Here is a 15,416-nt window from a genome sequence, read left to right on the forward strand (position 1 = left end):
TTAATGGAATTCATTTTCAGTAAGATAGCAGCATGGCACGCAACGAACTCCGTCCGGTCATCAAGCTCCGGTCCACCGCCGGGACCGGCTACACCTACGTCACCCGCAAGAACCGCCGCAACGACCCCGACCGGCTGGTCCTGCGCAAGTACGACCCGGCGGCCGGCCGCCACGTCGACTTCCGAGAGGAGCGCTGAGAGGCCATGCGCAAGGGAATCCACCCCGAGTACCGCCCGGTCGTCTTCCGGGACCGTGCGGCGGACTACGCCTTCCTCACCCGTTCGACCATGACCAGTGAGCGCACGGTCGAGTGGGAGGACGGCCGGACCTACCCGGTCGTCGACGTCGAGGTCTCCCACGTCAGCCACCCCTTCTACACCGGCACCGCCCGTGTCCTGGACACCGCCGGACGCGTGGAGCGCTTCGAGCGCCGGTACGGGAAGCAGGACGGGGCATGAGCGAGCCGGGCCGCTTCCCCGAACCGCCGGTGGTGATCGTCGGCGGGCTGCACGCCGACGCGCGCAGGGCGGCCGTGGCCCGGCTGCTCGCCGACGTGCCCGGCAGCGTCGTCCTCCACCACGACCTGGCGACGGCCGCCGCGGGCACGGTGGTACGGACCGTCCGGGACGCCACCGGCATTCTCGCCGCCGGCGAGGCGCCCCTGGTCAACGACTGCGCGTGCTGCGCGCTGCGCGAGGACCTCGTGCCCGAGCTGGTCCGGCTCGCGGAAGCCGGGGGCACCCCGCTGGCGGTCGTCGAGCTGTGGGACTCCGTCGAGCCCAAGGCGATGGCGGAGGTGGTGACGGCGGGCGGCTTCACCGTCGCCGGTGTGGTCACCGCCGTCGATCCCGCGCTGGTGCTGCCCTACCTCGGCAACGGCGACGACCTGGCCGAGGGCGGTCTGGCCGCCGCGGCCACCGACCAGCGCACCGTCGCCGACACCTTCGCGCGGCAGCTGGAGTACGCCTCCGTCCTCGCACTCGCCGAGCCCCTCCCCGGCTCGCCGGAGGCCGACGACGAGGACCGCGAGCTGTTGGCCCAGCTGCACCCGACCGCCCGCCGGGTCCCGATCGGCCACGGGAACCCGGCGGGCACACCGCCGGCGGGTCCGGAGCTGGCGCGGGCCGCCCTCGCCGGGTTCGACGTGGAGGCCGCGGCGGCGGCCCAGCACCCGGCCTGCGCGCTGCTGCCCGCCGAGGCCGACGCGCACGGCGTCGCCACCCTGGTCTGGCACCGCCGCCGCCCCTTCCATCCGGAGCGGCTGTACGCGGCGCTCGAGGACCTGACCTGCGCCGCGGCCCGCAGCCGGGGGCGGTTCTGGCTGGCCGGCAAGGGGGACACGCTGCTGCACTGGGACGCCGCGGGCGGTGCCCTGTGCGTGGAGAGCGCGGGGCCGTGGCTCGCCTCGCTCCCCGACGCCGCGTGGGAGCTGGTGCCGCCCGTGCGCCGCGCCGCCGCCGCGCTGGACTGGCACCCCGAGCACGGCGACCGCTGCCAGCACCTGGTCTTCACCTCCCCCGGCCTTGACCGCGACGGTCTGGAACGGCTCCTGGAGTCCTGCCTGCTGACCGACGCCGAGTACGCCGCGGGGCAGGCCGCCTGGGACCTGCTGCCGCCCGCCTTCGACACCCTCCTGGAGGTCTGACCCCATGCCCCGACCCCGCAAGGCCGACCGCACACCCGCCCGGCAGCGTCCCAACCCGCTGGACCGGGACGGAGTGACGTACGTCGACTACAAGGACACCGAGCTGCTGCGGAAGTTCGTCTCCGACCGCGGCAAGATCCGCAGCCGCCGCGTCACCCGGGTGACGTCCCAGCAGCAGCGGCAGCTGGCCAGGACGATCAAGAACGCGCGCGAGATGGCGCTGCTGCCGTACGGCACGCGCTGACGCGCCCGCCGTACCTCACGCACCAGCGACAACACCGGGGCACGCCTGTACCGTTCGGGCCCCGGTGTTGTCGCATGTTGTTGCATATTCTTCGAATTCGGGGGCACATGCGGGAACGACTTCTCGGGCCCCGGCGTCGTAGTGGGCAGGGCTCGGTAAAGCGGTCGTCAAAGCTGTAACCGCAGGAACACCGCGCGTGCACGTGCATTTGCTCATGCATCTGCACGTGAACGGGGTTATGATCCGGATCAGTTGACCACTGCATCAATGGCCACATCAGCCAGTGCACACCGGGGAGCGACCTGTGGACCACGACGTGTACGACGTGTACAACGGCATGGCCGCCACGCAGCTGCACGATGCGGCCTGGCAGAAGAGTCGGCGCAGCAACTCGCAGGGATCGTGCGTGGAGTTCGCGCGCCTGCCCGACGGCGCGGTGGCGGTACGCAACTCCCGCTTCCCCGACGGTCCCGCGCTCGTCTACACGCGCGCCGAGATCGAGGCCATGCTGCTGGGCGTCAAGGACGGCGAGTTCGACCACCTGATCGCGAGCTGACCCGGAGCGGTCCGGAGCGGTCCGGAGCGGTCTGGAGCCGAAGCCCGGCTATATCCGGAACAGTGCCCAGACCACCTTGCCGTTGAGCGTCCCGGCCAGCGGGTGCCAGCCCCAGCTGTCGCTGAAGGAGTCGACGAGGAACAGGCCCCGGCCCGACTCCGCCGAGAAGTCGTCCGTCTCACGGGCCACCGGGCTGTCGTGGCTGGGGTCGCGCACCGCGCACACCAGCCGCTCGGTCCAGCGCATCAGGTGCAGCCGTACCGGGCCGTGCTGCTCGTCGTGGCGCGGGGTGTCCGCGGGCAGCGCGTGGCGCAGGGCGTTGGTGACGAGTTCCGAGACCACGAGGCAGACGTCGTCGAAGCGGTCGCCGGTGTCCCAGCCGTCGAGCGTCCTGCGGGTGAACCTCCGGGCCTCGCGCACCGCTTCGTACCGGGGCGGCAGGGCGCAGGAGGCGGCGTTGGACACTGCCGCGGGGTCGAGTGGCGGAAGGCCCTGCCGTAACGGCTCGAGCATGGTCGATCCATTCGTCCCCATGCGAGGCACTCCCGGGAATTCGCGGTCGTAGCGATGCGGCGCGGTGGTGCGGGACCATGGTTTCGGATGCGTACCGCAGATGCAAGGGCAGATGCACGTGCACGTGACCGAAATGGACCTGCCCGTACCGCTTGTTGGCCAATTTTTCCGTCATCTTCGCCTCCCCTTCATCGCCCGCGACGGCCGGTTCTGGCCCACCGCGTGCATGATCCTGTGCATTTCCTTTGGCTCGATTCCGTTTCCGTAACCGGACGAGTACTGCTCGGAGTGTTTTAGTGGCAGACTGCGGCCCCTGAAGACGGTTGGGGAGGCTGGCGAACGTGAGCGCGGGAGAGCCCGGATCGGTGGTGCGGCGCATGCTGCTCGGATCACAACTCAGGCGACTGCGTGAGACGCGGGGGATCACGCGCGAGGCCGCGGGCTACTCGATCCGCGCCTCGGAGTCGAAGATCAGCCGGATGGAGCTGGGCCGGGTGAGCTTCAAGACGAGGGACGTCGAGGACCTGCTGACGCTGTACGGCATCACGGACGAGCAGGAGCGCGCCTCCCTGCTCTCCCTGGCCAAGGAGGCCAATGTCGCGGGCTGGTGGCACAGTTACTCGGACGTGCTGCCCAGCTGGTTCCCCACCTACGTGGGGCTGGAGGGCGCCGCCTCGCTGATCCGGGCCTACGAGGTGCAGTTCGTGCACGGCCTGCTGCAGACCGAGGAGTACGCCCGCGCGGTCGTCCGGCGCGGCATGAAGGGCGCCGGCGAGGCGGACGTCGAGCGGCGGGTGGCGCTGCGCCTGGAGCGGCAGAAGCACCTGGTCGCGGAGAACGCCCCCGAGTTCCACATCGTGCTCGACGAGGCCGCCCTGCGCCGCCCGTACGGCGACCGCGAGGTGATGCGCGGCCAGCTCCAGCACCTGATCGAGGTGTCCGAACGCCCCAATGTGCGCCTTCAGGTCATGCCGTTCGGCTTCGGCGGTCACTCCGGTGAGAGTGGCGCGTTCACGCTCCTCAGCTTCCCCGAGTCCGACCTCTCGGACGTCGTCTACCTGGAGCAGCTCACCAGCGCGCTGTACCTGGACAAGCAGGAGGACGTCACCCAGTACGAGACGGCGCTGAAGGAACTCCAGCAGGACAGCCCGGGGCCGGACGAGAGCCGGGACCTTCTGCGGGGACTCCTTCAACTCTCCTGAAACGCCAGTACGATGACGCCCAATCAGGCGGCTCGCTCGCGGCGGCTGCGGCAGCTAAGGGGATTGAGGGAACACATGTCGTCGTACTTCACCGACCTCGCCCAGCAGTACATCGACGGTGAGTGGCGTCCCGGCACCGGCTCCTGGGACATCATCGACTTCAACCCGTACGACAACGAGAAGCTCGCCTCGATCACGATAGCCACCGTCGACGAGGTCGATGCCGCCTACCGGGCCGCCGAGCGGGCGCAGCGGCAGTGGGCCGCGACGAACCCCTACGCGCGCCGCGCGGTGTTCGAGAAGGCGCTGCGCCTGGTGGAGGAGCGCGAGGCGGAGATCGGCGAGGCGATCGTCGCCGAGTTGGGCGGCACCCGCCTGAAGGCCGCCTTCGAACTGCACCTCGCCAAGGAGTTCCTGCGCGAGGCGGTCCACCTGGCACTCGCGCCCGAGGGCCGGATCATCCCCTCGCCCGTCGACGGCAAGGAGAACCGCGTCTACCGGGTGCCGGTCGGCGTCGTGGGCGTCATCAGCCCCTTCAACTTCCCCTTCCTGCTCTCCCTGAAGTCGGTCGCCCCGGCCCTCGCCCTGGGCAACGCCGTCGTCCTCAAGCCGCACCAGAACACCCCGATCGTGGGCGGCACGCTGGTCGCGAAGATCCTGGAGGACGCCGGGCTGCCGGGCGGCCTGCTCAACGTGGTGGTCACCGACATCGCGGAGATCGGCGACGCGTTCATCGAGCACCCGGTCCCCAAGGTGATCTCCTTCACCGGCTCCGACAAGGTCGGCCGCCACGTGGCCACGGCCTGCGCCGCGAACTTCAAGCGCTCGGTCCTCGAACTGGGCGGCAACAGCGCGCTGGTGGTGCTCGACGACGCCGACGTCGACTACGCGGTCGACGCCGCGGTCTTCAGCCGCTTCGTCCACCAGGGCCAGGTCTGCATGGCCGCCAACCGCGTGCTGGTCGACCGCGCGGTGGCCGACGAGTTCACCGAGAAGTTCGTCGCCAAGGTGTCGGGCCTCAAGGTCGGCGACCCGCGCGACCCGTCGACCGTCATCGGCCCGGTGATCAACTCCTCGCAGGCCGACGCGCTCTCCGGCGTGGTCGAGCAGGCGCTCGCCGAGGGCGCCACCGCCCTGGTGCGCGGCTCGGTCACCGACAACCTCGTCGAGCCGTCGGTCCTGACCGGCCTGCCCGCCGACTCGGCGCTGCTCCGGCAGGAGGTCTTCGGCCCGGTCGCCTTCCTCGTCCCCTTCGACGGGGAGGAGGAGGCCGTGCGCCTCGTCAACGACACGCCGTACGGGCTGAGCGGCGCCGTGCACACCGGGGACGTCGAGCGCGGCGTCAACTTCGCCAAGCAGATCGACACCGGCATGTTCCACGTGAACGACGGGACCGTGCACGACGAGCCGATCGTGCCCTTCGGCGGCGAGAAGCACTCCGGCCTCGGCCGCCTCAACGGCGACACCATGCTGGACGCCTTCACCACGCAGAAGTGGATCTCCGTGCAGCACGGACGGAGCGGCTTCCCCTTCTAGAGGTTCTAGAGGATCTAGAGGTTCTCGAGGGTCCCGGCGGGCGGGCCCCGGCGCCGGATCTAGGCTGGACCCCATGTCAGCGATCCGTCTCCTCGTGCTCGGCGCCGTCCGCCAGCACGGGCGGGCCCACGGCTACCAGGTGCGCAACGACCTGGAGTACTGGGGCGCGCACGAGTGGTCCAACGCCAAGCCCGGCTCGATCTACCACGCGCTGAAGCAGATGGCGAAACAGGGACTGCTCCTCGCGCACGAGATCGCGCCGTCCACGGCGGGCGGGCCGCCGCGGGTGGAGTACGAGATCACCGGGCAGGGCACCGAGGAGTACCTCTCCCTGCTCCGCGCCTACCTCACCGCCTACGACCAGCGGCCGGACGTGCTCACCGCGGCGCTCGGCTTCATGGTCGACCTGCCGCGCGAGGAGGCCCTCGCCCTGCTGGAGGAGCGGGTGCGCAAGATCGAGCAGTGGCGTGCCTCCGTCACCGAGTACTACATGCCCGCGGAGGGGCCCGGCCAGTACGGGCACATCGGCGAGATCATGAACTACTGGGTCCACTCGGCCGACTCCGGTGCCGAGTGGACCCGCGGCCTCATCGAACGCGTCCGGGGCGGCGCGTACACCTTCGCCGGTGAGGGCGAGCCGTTCGTCGGTGTGCTGGCGGAGGGGGAGGAGAACCCCTTCGCCGCGGGGCGGCCGCATTACGGGGACGCTCGCTAATCAAGTTTGACCAACGGGAGGGCGGGGGTTATGTTCTGAGCTAGTAGTCAAATTTGGCTAGCTTGTCTCTCGAAGGGGAAGCGGGGAGTGACAGTGGCCGACGCGGCGATCACCGTCGAAGGAGCACGCAAGGAGTACGGCAGCAAGAGCGCGTTGGACGGACTCGACCTCACGGTCACGCGCGGCACGGTGCACGGCGTGCTGGGTCCGAACGGAGCGGGCAAGACGACCCTGGTCCGGATCCTGTCCTCCCTGCTGCGGCCCGACGCCGGCCGCGTCGAGGTGGCGGGGCACGACGTCGTCGCGGAGGCGTACGCGGTGCGGCTGCGCATCGGCCTGCTCGGCCAGCACGCGGCGCTCGACGAGGAGCTGGGCGGCCGGCAGAACCTGGAGATGTTCGGCCGCCTGCACCACCTGGGCGCCCGGGGGGCACGCGCGCGTGCCGACGAACTGCTCGTGCGCTTCGGCCTCTCCGACACCGGCCGCAAGCCGGTCGGCGCCTACAGCGGGGGCATGCGCCGCCGCCTGGACCTGGCCGCGTCCCTCATCACCGAACCCGAGGTGCTCTTCCTGGACGAGCCGACCACCGGCCTGGACCCGCGCGGCCGCGCCGAGGTGTGGGACTCGGTCCGCTCCCTGGTCGGCGCCGGTACGACGGTCCTGCTCACCACCCAGTACCTGGAGGAGGCCGACCAGCTCGCCGACCGCATCTCGGTCGTCGACGCCGGGCGCGTCGTCGCCGACGGCACGGCGGACGAACTCAAGGCCGCCACCGGCGGCGACCGCGTCGACGTCGTCCTGCGCCACGCCGGCCACCTGGGCGCCGCGGTGGCCCTGCTGCCGCTCACCGGCGTCCGCGTGGACCCCGACCGCCGGCTGCTCAGCGCCCCCGTCACCGACCGCATGGCCGCGCTCTCCGGCGTCGTACGGGCGTTGGAGGAGGCCGGGATCGAGGCCGAGGACGTGGCGCTGCGCCGGCCGACCCTGGACGAGGTGTTCCTGCACCTCACCGACCGCACGAAGGAGGCCGCGTGAGCACGGGAAGCACGAGCCCGGCGATGTACGCCCTGACCGACTCCTGGACCATGACCCGCCGCGAGCTGGCCCGCTGGGGACGGCAGCCGGTGACGGTCGTCGTGAGCCTGGTCTTCCCGGTCATGCTGCTGCTGATGTTCGGCTACCTGGTGGGCGGCGGCCGGGGCGTGCGCGGCGAGTACGTCGACTACCTGGTCCCCGGCATGCTGGCGCTCACCATGGCCTTCGGCCTGGAGGGCACCATGATCGCCGTCACCCAGGACCTCAACAAGGGCGTCGTCGACCGCTTCCGCTCGCTGCCGATGACCAACGGCGCGGTCCTGGTGGGCCGTTCCGCCGCCGACATGCTCCAGTCGGCGCTCGGCCTCACCGCGCTGATCGGCGTCGGGTACGCGCTCGGCTGGCGGGCCCACGGCGGTCCCGGCGCCTTCCTCGGCGCGGTCGGTCTGCTCCTGCTCTTCCGCTTCGCCATGCTGTGGATCGGCATCTTCCTGGCCCTGGTGGCCGGGAAACCCGAGCTGGTGCAGGCGGTGCAGATCCTGGTGTGGCCGGTCGGCTTCCTGTCCAACGCCTTCGCCACCCCCGACTCCATGCCCGGCTGGCTGGGCACCGTCGTCGAGTGGAACCCGATGTCCCAGACCGCCACGGCCGTCCGCGACCTCTTCGGCGGCCCCGGCGGCGAGTCCGGCCACCTCTGGGCCGCCGTCGCCTGGCCGCTGGCGCTGCTCGCGGTGTTCTTCCCGCTGGCGGTGGGGAGGTTCGCGCGGCTCAGCCGGTGAGCGCGCGGGGCCGTCAGCGGCCCCGCCGTCCGCATGCGCGAGGAGACGGGCACCTCTGCTCTCCGCGATCACGCTGATGCGGTTCGAGGACCGGCCGCCGGCGGCCTGCGGTGAAGGCCCTCCTGAACCCGTCGGCGGAGCCGTCAGTGATGGAACCCCGTCGCCGCCCCCTTGTCGCGGGTCAGCGGGCCCGGCTGGCGCCGCAGTTCCGGGAGCAGGCGCTCCAGGTCCGCGAGCAGCAGGTCGGCCATGTCGGCCGAGAAGCCGTTGCGGCACACCACCCGCAGCACGGAGAGGTCCTCGCGGTGCGGCGGGAAGGTGTACGCCGGCACCAGCCAGCCGCCCTCCCGCAGCCGCCGGGACACGTCGAAGACGTCGTACGCCGTCACGTCGTCGGCCGTCGTGAAGGCGAACACGGGCAACTGGTCGCCGCGCGTCAGCAGCCGGAAGTCGCCGAGTGCCGCCACCCGTTCCGCGAGCGAGCCCGCGATGTCCCGCGCGGACTGCTGCACGGCCCGGTAGCCCTCACGGCCAAGCCGCAGGAAGTTGTAGTACTGCGCGACGACCTGCGCGCCCGGCCGGGAGAAGTTCAGCGCGAAGGTCGGCATGTCGCCGCCCAGGTAGTTGACCCGGAAGACCAGTTCCTCGGGAAGGGCCTCCGCGTCCCGCCACAGCGCCCAGCCGACCCCGGGGTAGACCAGCCCGTACTTGTGCCCCGAGGTGTTGATCGAGGCGACCCGGGGCAGCCGGAAGTCCCACACCAGGTCCTCGTCCAGGAAGGGCGCGACCATGGCGCCCGAGGCCCCGTCGACGTGCACCGGGACGTCGAGTCCGGTCCGCTCCTGGAGGGCGTCCAGGGCCGCGCACAGGTCGGCGACCGGTTCGTAGGAGCCGTCGAAGGTGGAGCCCAGGATGCCGACGACCCCGATCGTGTTCTCGTCGCACAGCTCGGCGGCGGCCTGCGGGTCCAGGTGGAAGCGGTCGCCCTCCATCGGGACCTGCCGGGCCTCCACCTCCCAGAAGTTGCAGAACTTGTCCCAGCAGACCTGGACGTTGACGCCCATCACCAGATTGGGCCGCACGTCCTTCGCCGGGTACCGGTCGGCGTTGCGCAGTGCCCAGCGCCGCTTCAGCGCCATCCCGGCCAGCATGCACGCCTCGCTCGACCCGGTCGTCGAGCAGCCCACCGCGGTCGACGGGTCGGGCGCGTGCCACAGGTCGGCGAGCATGGCCACGCAACGCCGCTCCAGTTCGGCGGTGCGCGGGTACTCGTCCTTGTCGATCATGTTCTTGTCACGGCACTCACTCATCAGCACCCCGGCCTGCGGCTCCATCCAGGTGGTGACGAAGGTGGCCAGGTTCAGCCGCGCGTTGCCGTCCAGCATCAGCTCGTCGTGGACCAGGCGGTACGCGCTCTCCGGTGGCAGCGGGGAGTCGGGCAGCCGGTGGGCGGGCGGGGCCTCGGTCATGCCGCCGAGCGGGTTCGCCGCCGCGTGGAAGGGGTTCACGGCGAGCCGGCGCCGGTCACGATCGCTGTCGCGGGACGGGCGCGGGCCCTGGTGCAGTGACATGCGACCGACGGTAGGCCGGGGCCCCGGACCCCGCATCCGGGACGGGACCGACCGGACCGTCAGCGGACCGGTGCGAGACGGCCGGCGTCCGGGTGCCCCGCGCCGAGGTGGGCGGTGAGGAAGCGGGCGGCGCGGTCGAGTGCGGCGTCCGCCTCCTCAAGGCGGCCGTAGTGGAGCTGGTAGACGTGGGGGAGACCGGGGCCGACTTCGAGCGTGACCTCGACGTCGTCGGCGCCCGCACGGCCGGCCAGCCGGACCGCGTCGTCGAGCAGCACCTCGTTCGCGCCGGCCTGCACGAGCAGCGGGGGCAGCCCGGCGAGGTCGGCGAAGACCGGGCTGGCCAGGGGGGCCGCGCGGTCCCCAGCGCCGACGTAGAGATCGGCGTACGCGCGCACGTCGGCCTCGGTGAAGATGGGGTCGGCGCCCTCCTTGGAACGGATGCTCCCTCCGGTGAGGGTGAGGTCGACCCAAGGGGAGAAGAGGGCCACGGCGGCCGGCTGCGGCAGCCCCGCTTCCCTGGCCGCGAGCAGTGTGGCGATGCCCAGACCGCCGCCTGCGGAGTCACCGGCCAGGACGAGGTCTTGCGGGTCGGTACCCGTCGACAGCAGCTCGCGATAGGCGGCGAGCCCGTCGTCGACGGCCGCGGGGAAGGGGTGCTCGGGCGCCAGCCGGTAGTCCACCGACACCGCGCGCAGCCCGGCGCGGCGGGCCAGCTCGCCTGCCAGCCCCGCGTGGGTGTCGGGTGAGCCGGCGAGGTAGCCGCCGCCGTGCAGGTAGAGCAGCCGGCCGGGGCCGGAGGCGGTGTCCGGGTCCAGCTCCAGGGCCGGCCGCCCGCCCAGGACGGTCCTGCGGCTGACCACCCCGTCCGGAGCGGGACGGGTGAGGGCCGCGGCGAAACCCTCGCGCTGCTCTTCGGGAGTGGGCGGCGTCTCGGCGCGAGGGGCGGAACGGAGCAAGGCGTCCAGGGCGTCGCGCTGGTGTCGGGACATACGGGGCCTCCATGGGTCGGCGTGCGAGAATGGATTCCTGGGAATCCATCTGTTCGGGCCAACCGTATTCCAAGGAATATGATTCCCAGGAATCTACTGGAGGTTTTGTGAGCCACGTCACCCCGGCCTTCGTCGATCTGGTCCGCGTCGAGACCCGGCTCTACAACGCGGTGAGCTCCCGGCTGCGGGACGAACAGGGGGTGAGTCTGGGGCAGTTCGAGTTTCTGGAGATCATCGACCGCGTGCCGGGGTGCCGTGTGCTCGACATCGTCGGCGAACTGGCGATCACCGTGGGGGCCGTCAGCAAGGCGGTCGACCGGCTGGTCGCCGCGGGCTGGTGCGTGCGGGCAGTGAACCCCCAGGACCGCCGCTCGTCCGTGCTCCGCCTGACCTCCGAGGGCGATCGGCGGTTGGCGGCTTGCCGCCCGGTGGTCGAGAGCGCCCTCGCCTCGCTGACCGAGGTGGTTCCTCCCGACGATCTGCATCGCATCGCCTCGGCCTTGGCCGTCCTGCGTGCGCATCTCGAGGCGGGCTCCCACGGCCGCCCGGGCTGAGGGAGCCGACGGCACGCGGCGGCTCACGGCGTGGCACGCGGAACGTCCGGGCTTGCACCTCACGTCACGTGAGGAGGCAGCGTGGACGGCGTCAGAGAAGGGAGCGGAAGTGAGCTACTCCGTGGGACAGGTGGCCGGCTTCGCCGGAGTGACGGTGCGCACGCTGCACCACTACGACGACATCGGCCTGCTCGTACCGAGCGAGCGCAGCCACGCGGGCCACCGGCGCTACAGCGACGCCGACCTCGACCGGCTGCAGCAGATCCTGTTCTACCGGGAGCTGGGCTTCCCGCTCGACGAGGTCGCCGCCCTGCTCGACGACCCGGCCGCGGACCCGCGCGCGCACCTGCGCCGCCAGCACGAGCTGCTGTCCGCCCGGATCGGGAAACTGCAGAAGATGGCGGCGGCCGTGGAGCAGGCCATGGAGGCACGCAGCATGGGAATCAACCTCACCCCGGAGGAGAAGTTCGAGGTCTTCGGCGACTTCGACCCCGACCAGTACGAGGAGGAGGTCCGGGAACGCTGGGGGAACACCGACGCCTACCGCCAGTCCAAGGAGAAGACCGCCTCGTACACCAAGGAGGACTGGCAGCGCATCCAGGACGAGGCCGACGAGCTCACCCGGCGCTTCGTCGCCCTGATGGACGCGGGTGAGCCCGCCGACTCCGAGGGGGCCATGGACGCCGCCGAGGACCACCGGCAGGGCATCGCCCGCAACCACTACGACTGCGGGTACGAGATGCACACCTGCCTGGGCGAGATGTACGTGTCCGACGAACGTTTCACGCGAAACATCGACGCCGCCAAGCCGGGCCTCGCCGCCTACATGCGCGACGCGATCCTCGCCAACGCCGTCCGGCACACCCCCTGAGCGGTGGTCGTGGCCCGGGTCTCCCGCCCGGTCTCACCCCCACGGCTCACTCCCGGGCCACGACCACCGCCGTCCCGTACGCGCACACCTCGGTGCCCACGTCCGCCGCCTCCGTCACGTCGAAACGGAAGGACAGCACCGCGTTGGCCCCGCGCGCGCGTGCCTGCTCGACCAGCCGCTCCATCGCCTGGTTGCGGGTCTCGACCAGCGTCTTGGTGAGACCGCGCAGCTCACCGCCGACCAGCGACTTCAGACCGGCACCGATCTGGCTCCCCAGGTGCCGGGAGCGCACGGTCAGCCCGAAGACCTCCCCGAGCACCTCCTGCACCCGGTGGCCCGGCAGATCGTTGGTGGTCACGACGAGCACGTCGGGCTGCGGGCCCTGGCCGCCGCCGTATTCTTCAATACCCATGGTTCTCAGGTTTCCCCGGGGAACGTCACAGTGCACCCCAAGACGCCCCGTGGAACCTGGGGCACCGCGGCTGCGTTGTACGTTTGGGCAGCCAGGTCCAGCCCGCCTCCCCCCAGCAGCAGGAGCCACAATCCCGTGACCACCCTTGCGCTCGGTCCCGAGTGGATCAGCCCGGACTATCTGATCGAGACGTTCAGTCTGCCCGGCATCCTGCTCATCGTCTTCGCCGAGTCGGGACTCTTCGCGTTCCTGCCCGGCGACTCGCTGCTGTTCACCGCGGGCCTGTTCGTCGCCCAGGGCGAGTACATCAGCCAGCCGCTGTGGCTGGTGTGCACCCTGATCGTGGCCGCCGCCGTCCTCGGCGACCAAGTCGGCTACATGATCGGCAAGTTCTTCGGCCCGAAGCTCTTCAGCCGCCCCAACTCCAAGCTCTTCAAACAGGAGAATCTGGAGAAGGCGCACGAGTTCATGGAGAAGTACGGCCCCAAGGCGATCGTCCTGGCCCGCTTCGTGCCCATCGTGCGCACCTTCGCCCCCATCGTGGCGGGCGCCGGCCGCATGAAGTACCGCACCTTCCTCACGTACAACGTCATCGGCGGCGTCGCCTGGGGCACCGGCGTCACCCTCGCGGGCTACTGGCTCGGCCAGATCGAGTTCATCCGGGCCCACGTCGAGGGCATCCTCGTCCTGATCATCCTGGTCTCGGTCGTCCCGATCGCCATCGAGTACCTGCGCGAGCGCAAGAAGAAGCAGCGCGCCGCCGCGGCCGGACCGACCCCGCCGGCCGCCCAGCAGCACCAGCCCCAGCCCCCGTACCCGGTCATGGACGACGCGACCACCCAGCTCCGCCGGGTCGACCCGTACGACCAGCCGCAGCAGCAGCACGACCAGCAGTACGACCCGGGCTACGGCAACCAGTCCTACGGCAACCAGCCCTACGGCGGTCAGCAGCCCCCGCAGCAGCCCTACGCTCAGCAGTACCCGCAGGGCTACGGCGACCAGCCCCAGCAGTACGGCGACCAGTACCCGTACAACCAGGGCCGCTAGAACCCTCGCGTCCGCTTGGCCGCCCGGCGTCCCGCCGCACTCGCGGCGCCGGGCACCTTCAGGAACAGCCGGGAGATCTCCCCGCCCAGGTTCACCCCGATCGCGATGGCCATCGCCAGCGCCACCGCGTTGGACAGCGACAGCAGCCCCGAGTCGACCTCGCCCTGCGCGATCCCCAGCAGACCGAAGTACGTCGCCGAACCGGGCAGCAGCGGCCCGATCGCCGCCGTCGTGTACGGCAGGGCCGACGCGAACCGGTACCTGGACATCAGCTGCCCGAACAGGCCCACGAGCCCCGCCGCGGCGGCCGTGGAGGCCACCGGAGAGATGTCGCCGGCGTAGTTCATGGCGCCGTACACGCACCAGGCGATGCCGCCGTTCAGGGTCACCGCGAGGACGGTGGCCCGTTCCTGCTGGAGCAGGATCGCGAAGGCCAGCGACAGCAGCATCGAGGCGAAGATCTGCACGAACGGTTCGTCACCGGTGCCGAGCTTGGCGTCCGGGTTGAGCTCGGCGCCCAGCTGGACCCCGAAGTACAGCACCACCAGCACCCCGGCGACGATGCTGACGAAGAAGTACATGACCTCCAGCAGACGGGCCGCGGCGGTGATGTAGAAGCCGGTCAGACCGTCCTGCACCCCCGCGACCAGCGCCCGCCCGGGCAGCAGCGCGAACAGCCCACCGGTGATGACCGCGGACGCCTTCACGTCGACGTGCGTCACCGTCAGCACGACACCCATCGCGGCGGGCGGCATCGCGGCCACCGCGAACTGGTAGAACTCCGGCAGCCCGCGCCCGGCGCACAGCCACGCCAGCCGGTCGCCGAGCATCGAGCCGAACATCGCCGCGAAGAACACAGTCAGCCCGCCACCGACGAGCAGCGAGGCCCCGCCCGCGAGCAGACCGCTGGCCACCGTCAGCACCCAGGTGGGGTACGGGTGGCGGTTGCGGCGGATCTCCGCGAGACGCCGGTAGGCCTCCTCCAGGGAGATGTTCGTGTCGGGGTCGCTGAGGTCGTCCACCAGGTGGAAGACGGCCGCGAGCCGCGTGTAGTCGGTGCCGCGGCGGCGCACCGTCCGCGACGCCGTCACCGGGTCCTCGACCAGGGACGGCTGGTAGGAGATCGACAGCAGGGTGAAGGTGACGTTCGGCTCGCAGCGGTCCAGGCCGTAGGACCGGCAGACGGCGAACATGGCCGCCTCCACGTCCTCGGCGCCCTCACCACCCGCCAGCAGCAGCTCCCCGATACGCAGCGTCAGGTCCAACACGCGCGGCACGGCGGGGCCGGTCTCGTCGTCGTGCTTCTGCGAGGGCTCCGGCGCGGGCCGCTCGGCCACCGGCATGCGCAGCATGGCGCGCATCCGGTCCTGCCAGGGCACGTCCGTCAGGCTCACCGCCGGGAAGCCGCTCGCCGGGGTGAAGGCGGTCGGGGCGGTCCACGCGCTGTGCGTGCTCGGCATGGTGAACGCCGAGCCCTCGGTGTCCGCGGGCGGAGCCTGCGGCACCTCCAGGCCGTCGGGGAGCGAGAACTCCGAGGTCGTCTCGGACTCGGTGCCGGCGTGCCGCGGGACGGCGAACCCCTGCGGGATCTCGAACTCGGACGTCGTCGACGACTCGCCGTCGATCGACGCCGCGATCCCGCTGGGCTGCCGGAAGGCACTGCGGGCCTCGTCCGACTGTGGTTTGGGCTCCTCCGCCTCCGTCACCTGCGCAACGCTCCCTGGTACCGACACACCCTCCTGTTGAC

General features: G+C 71.2%; 18 protein-coding genes. 13 read left to right on the top strand and 5 right to left on the bottom strand.

Annotation, left to right across the window (positions count from 1 at the left end):
* Positions 1-32: 32 nt before the first annotated feature.
* The 5 genes from rpmG to R2E43_RS21050 all read left to right on the top strand — a co-directional run bounded on the left by rpmG (position 33) and on the right by R2E43_RS21050 (position 2,445).
* On the top strand, positions 33-197 hold the full coding sequence (rpmG, locus tag R2E43_RS21030; protein ID WP_003975405.1) for a 50S ribosomal protein L33: 165 nt from the start codon (positions 33-35) through the stop codon (positions 195-197).
* Positions 198-203: 6 nt separating this feature from the next.
* A complete protein-coding gene (locus R2E43_RS21035) occupies positions 204-458 on the top strand; it encodes a type B 50S ribosomal protein L31 (protein WP_003975406.1) in 255 nt (84 codons plus the stop codon).
* Positions 455-1,645: a CobW family GTP-binding protein gene (locus tag R2E43_RS21040; protein WP_106518186.1), complete on the top strand. Its 1,191-nt coding sequence runs from the start codon at positions 455-457 to the stop codon at positions 1,643-1,645. Before R2E43_RS21035 ends, R2E43_RS21040 begins: the two co-directional genes overlap by 4 nt.
* A 4-nt stretch (positions 1,646-1,649) precedes the next feature.
* Positions 1,650-1,889, top strand: coding sequence for a 30S ribosomal protein S18 (gene rpsR, locus R2E43_RS21045; RefSeq protein WP_332056474.1), 240 nt, complete (start codon positions 1,650-1,652; stop codon positions 1,887-1,889).
* 304 nt (positions 1,890-2,193) lie between these two features.
* Positions 2,194-2,445 (top strand): DUF397 domain-containing protein, encoded by a 252-nt coding sequence (locus R2E43_RS21050; RefSeq protein ID WP_011028968.1) that lies wholly within the window; start codon positions 2,194-2,196, stop codon positions 2,443-2,445.
* A gap of 48 nt (positions 2,446-2,493) precedes the next feature.
* On the opposite strand, the gene R2E43_RS21055 is transcribed toward R2E43_RS21050, so the two are convergent.
* Positions 2,494-2,958 carry an ATP-binding protein gene (locus tag R2E43_RS21055; RefSeq protein ID WP_011028967.1) on the bottom strand — a complete coding sequence of 155 codons (465 nt, stop codon included), beginning with the start codon at positions 2,956-2,958 and terminating at the stop codon, positions 2,494-2,496.
* A gap of 377 nt (positions 2,959-3,335) precedes the next feature.
* Here R2E43_RS21055 and R2E43_RS21060 point away from each other — a divergent pair, with 377 nt between their 5' ends.
* The 5 genes from R2E43_RS21060 (at position 3,336) to R2E43_RS21080 (ending at position 8,225) form a co-directional block, all read left to right on the top strand.
* Positions 3,336-4,160, top strand: coding sequence for a helix-turn-helix domain-containing protein (locus tag R2E43_RS21060; RefSeq protein ID WP_003975412.1), 825 nt, complete (start codon positions 3,336-3,338; stop codon positions 4,158-4,160).
* A gap of 75 nt (positions 4,161-4,235) precedes the next feature.
* On the top strand, positions 4,236-5,696 hold the full coding sequence (locus tag R2E43_RS21065) for an aldehyde dehydrogenase family protein (protein WP_003975413.1): 1,461 nt from the start codon (positions 4,236-4,238) through the stop codon (positions 5,694-5,696).
* A 73-nt stretch (positions 5,697-5,769) separates the two neighbouring features.
* Positions 5,770-6,411 carry a PadR family transcriptional regulator gene (locus R2E43_RS21070; RefSeq protein ID WP_003975414.1) on the top strand — a complete coding sequence of 214 codons (642 nt, stop codon included), beginning with the start codon at positions 5,770-5,772 and terminating at the stop codon, positions 6,409-6,411.
* A 93-nt stretch (positions 6,412-6,504) separates the two neighbouring features.
* Complete coding sequence (locus tag R2E43_RS21075; protein ID WP_308428304.1) at positions 6,505-7,446, top strand: ATP-binding cassette domain-containing protein; 942 nt, start codon at positions 6,505-6,507, stop codon at positions 7,444-7,446.
* Positions 7,447-7,469: 23 nt separating this feature from the next.
* Complete coding sequence (locus R2E43_RS21080; RefSeq protein ID WP_332057126.1) at positions 7,470-8,225, top strand: ABC transporter permease; 756 nt, start codon at positions 7,470-7,472, stop codon at positions 8,223-8,225.
* Positions 8,226-8,368: 143 nt separating this feature from the next.
* Here the strand turns inward: R2E43_RS21080 and R2E43_RS21085 are convergent, their stop codons facing one another.
* Together R2E43_RS21085 and R2E43_RS21090 are read right to left on the bottom strand one after the other, a co-directional pair.
* Complete coding sequence (locus R2E43_RS21085) at positions 8,369-9,796, bottom strand: glutamate decarboxylase (RefSeq protein WP_011028961.1); 1,428 nt, start codon at positions 9,794-9,796, stop codon at positions 8,369-8,371.
* A gap of 59 nt (positions 9,797-9,855) precedes the next feature.
* Complete coding sequence (locus tag R2E43_RS21090; protein ID WP_003975418.1) at positions 9,856-10,785, bottom strand: alpha/beta hydrolase; 930 nt, start codon at positions 10,783-10,785, stop codon at positions 9,856-9,858.
* Between the two features lie 107 nt (positions 10,786-10,892).
* Between R2E43_RS21090 and R2E43_RS21095 the strand changes: the two genes are divergently transcribed.
* Together R2E43_RS21095 and R2E43_RS21100 are read left to right on the top strand one after the other, a co-directional pair.
* Positions 10,893-11,339 (top strand): MarR family winged helix-turn-helix transcriptional regulator, encoded by a 447-nt coding sequence (locus R2E43_RS21095; protein WP_003975419.1) that lies wholly within the window; start codon positions 10,893-10,895, stop codon positions 11,337-11,339.
* 109 nt (positions 11,340-11,448) lie between these two features.
* Positions 11,449-12,210 carry a MerR family transcriptional regulator gene (locus R2E43_RS21100; protein ID WP_003975420.1) on the top strand — a complete coding sequence of 254 codons (762 nt, stop codon included), beginning with the start codon at positions 11,449-11,451 and terminating at the stop codon, positions 12,208-12,210.
* Positions 12,211-12,256: 46 nt separating this feature from the next.
* Here the strand turns inward: R2E43_RS21100 and R2E43_RS21105 are convergent, their stop codons facing one another.
* A complete protein-coding gene (locus R2E43_RS21105) occupies positions 12,257-12,622 on the bottom strand; it encodes a YbjQ family protein (RefSeq protein ID WP_003975421.1) in 366 nt (121 codons plus the stop codon).
* Between the two features lie 135 nt (positions 12,623-12,757).
* Between R2E43_RS21105 and R2E43_RS21110 the strand changes: the two genes are divergently transcribed.
* Complete coding sequence (locus R2E43_RS21110; protein ID WP_011028958.1) at positions 12,758-13,669, top strand: DedA family protein; 912 nt, start codon at positions 12,758-12,760, stop codon at positions 13,667-13,669.
* Here R2E43_RS21110 and R2E43_RS21115 read toward each other — a convergent pair.
* Entirely contained in the window at positions 13,666-15,375 is a 1,710-nt protein-coding gene (locus tag R2E43_RS21115) for a threonine/serine exporter family protein (RefSeq protein WP_003975423.1), read from the bottom strand. The genes R2E43_RS21110 and R2E43_RS21115 overlap by 4 nt on opposite strands.
* Between the last annotated feature and the right edge of the window lie 41 nt (positions 15,376-15,416).

This window comes from Streptomyces violaceoruber (assembly GCF_033406955.1).
Lineage (GTDB): Bacteria > Actinomycetota > Actinomycetes > Streptomycetales > Streptomycetaceae > Streptomyces > Streptomyces violaceoruber.